Source organism: Terriglobus sp. YAF25, from assembly GCF_052113305.1.
Lineage (GTDB): Bacteria > Acidobacteriota > Terriglobia > Terriglobales > Acidobacteriaceae > Terriglobus.
In genome coordinates, this window is sequence record NZ_JBFRCY010000647.1 from 1 (window position 1) to 2705 (window position 2705).

Genomic DNA, 2705 nt, shown 5'->3' on the forward strand with positions numbered 1-2705 from the left:
GAGCTACTTCATCCAGGATGATGTCAAGCTGTCGCCACGTCTGACGATGAACGCTGGCCTGCGCTATGACTTCGAAACCGATCTGCGCAGCCAGAGGTACGTGGCCCACCTCCTGAACAACCCAGCCTATGCCGGGCTCTCCAACTACGTTTCGGCAGATCGTGGGAATGACTGGAATAACGTCCAGCCGCGTGTTGGCTTTGCCTATGACCTGATGGGCAAGGGATCTACGGTACTGCGTGCGGCCTATGGTGGCTACTCGGTCCGCAATCGCCCTTTCTTCAATATGCAGGGACAGACGGTCACAGATAACTTCACCGTCCAGATCAGCGATCCGAACCTGTTGAAGTACTACCCGAACACGACCGCGGTGCTCGGCGGATTGACCCTGCAGCAGTATGTGGCGTTGCAGGGTGGGCGTCTGATCTATCTGCCCGGTGATCATTTGGACATCCCCTACGTCCACGAGCTGACAGCAGGGATACAGCAAGGGTTCGGCCGCAACTCTGTGCTTGTGGTGGACTTCGTCCGGCAGATTCAGACTGGCCTGCAGACCGGACACGACGCCAACCTTCCAGCCGTCGGGCCGCTCAATAGCGCGCATCCCCGGCCGTTGAAGCAGTTCAGTACGGTGACGCTGTTTGATAGCACGACCACATCCTGGAATACCGCACTGCAGGTCCAGTTCCGTACCCGCTATCGCCGCGCGAGTGTGCAGACTTCGTACGCGCTGGGGAAGGTCGTCTCCGATGGTCTGAACGACAATACGGCCGCTCCGTCGGATCCATTTCACCTCATGGGCAATGCCGACCGTGGCCTGGATGAGCTCGATCGCCGCCAGGTTCTTACCGTGGCTCCGATGTTCTATTTCCCCTGGGGCATCCAGATCTCCGGCGTTGCCGCGGTCTTGACGACGACCCCGTTCAATATCACCTACGGGCGCGATCTCGATGGCGATGGCAATACCAGCGATCGTCCAGCAGGCCTGACTAAATTCGCCGGCGGCCACGCCAATCAGCACAGCCTCGATCTGATCAATGCTGCACGTACCCTCAAAACTGCCACTTCCTTCAATGGAGTAACCTTGCCGGCACTGAATCTGGCTCCTATAACCATAGGCCAGCTTGCTCAGGGCTCTGGAGGGTCTCGCGTTGACGCGAGGGGAGCGAAAGAGTTCAGTTTCCGCGAAGCCTTCAAGGTCAACCTCTTCGCCGAGGCCTACAACATCTTCAACACACCGGTCTTCAACGCTCCTACGGCAACCATCTCGTCCACAGCCTTTCTCACGCGCAGCTCCGCAGGCGACCCTCGTCAGCTGCAATTTGGTGTCCGGGTGACCTGGAACAGCCGCTAACCGGTACGTGTGAGGAGACAAGTGATGAAGAGCTGGAGTTTGACTGCAAGGATTGCCGCGAAGTCGATCGCGGTGGTTGGGTTAGTGTCTGCGATCACGGCATCGGCGCAGTATCCTCCGCCAGCGCCGATCAACCTGCATCAGACCACACCGCAGAAGCTGCTGGGTTTGGCGAGGGAGAACCTGCCGGAGACCAGCGGAACCGTTCTGGTGAAGGGGGTGAACCAGTCGGTCCGCATTGTGCGTGATCGATTCGGGGTGCCCCATATTTACGCGCAGAATACAGGCGACCTCTTCTTCGCGCAGGGATATGTCGCCGCACAGGACCGCATGTGGCAGCTCGAGATGTGGAGGCGTATGGGAGAAGGCAGGCTCTCCGAGGTACTTGGCCCTCGCTACCTGGAACGCGACCGCTTCGCCCGCGCGCTGCAGTACCGCGGCAATCTGCAGGAGGAGATGACGAAGTACCACCCGGAAGGGCAGCTTATCTTTGAATCGTTTGCCCGTGGTGTTAATGCGGCCATTGTCGAGACGCTGGAGTCGGGAAAGCTGCCGATTGAGTTTCGCCTGACGGGGTTTAACCCGGAACCGGTATGGACCGCGACGACACTGCTCAACCGCATGGTGGCATGGAACCTGACGCGCAATGTTGCCAGCGAAGTGGCGCGCGCCCTCGCACTTAAGAAGGGAGCTGTTGCAGAGGTCGATCGCGCCCTGGTCACTGATCCCATGCACAAGACGGTTGTGCCGGAAGGGCTTGACCTGGACGACATTACGCCGCAGATCCTGAATATGACGCGCGATGCCGGCGATCTTCACTGGAAGCTTCAGGAAGGCAGTAGCAAATCCAGCGCAAGTTCGCTGGCGACCGATCAACAGAAGCTGGCCGACCAGACTCTGGCGGCACTCACGGAACAGATCTCCGAGAACAGCGATCTCGGCAGCAATAACTGGGTCATCGGCGGCGGAAAATCCACAACCGGGATGCCGCTGCTCGCAAACGATCCTCACCGTGAGGTTGTGAACCCGTCACTGCGCAGTTTTGTTCATCTGGTTGCTCCCGGTTGGAATGTCATCGGTGCAACCGAGCCTGGGCTCCCGGGCATCTCGATCGGCCACAACGAGAATGTTGCGTGGGGTTTCACGATTCTCGGTGTGGACCAGGAGGATCTCTACGTCGAGGAGACCAATCCCGAAAACACCGCGTACCTCTACAAGGGGAAGTGGATTCCGTTGAGCGTAGATCGCCAACTGATCCGTGTAAAGGGCAAGGCGGCTCCGGAAATCTATGATGTCCGATCGACGCAGCACGGCCCGCTGCTCTATCTCGACGCAAAGCGCCATCGCGGAT

Annotated in this window: 2 protein-coding genes; both read left to right on the top strand. The window is 59.0% G+C overall.

The genetic code is table 11. The features are described from left to right. Positions 1 to 1354 (top strand): hypothetical protein (locus AB4043_RS21730; protein WP_442308064.1); only part of this gene is annotated, 1354 nt, incomplete at its 5' end. A gap of 24 nt (positions 1355 to 1378) precedes the next feature. Further along, positions 1379 to 2705: penicillin acylase family protein (locus AB4043_RS21735; RefSeq protein WP_442308065.1), on the top strand; the 1327-nt coding region annotated here is incomplete at its 3' end.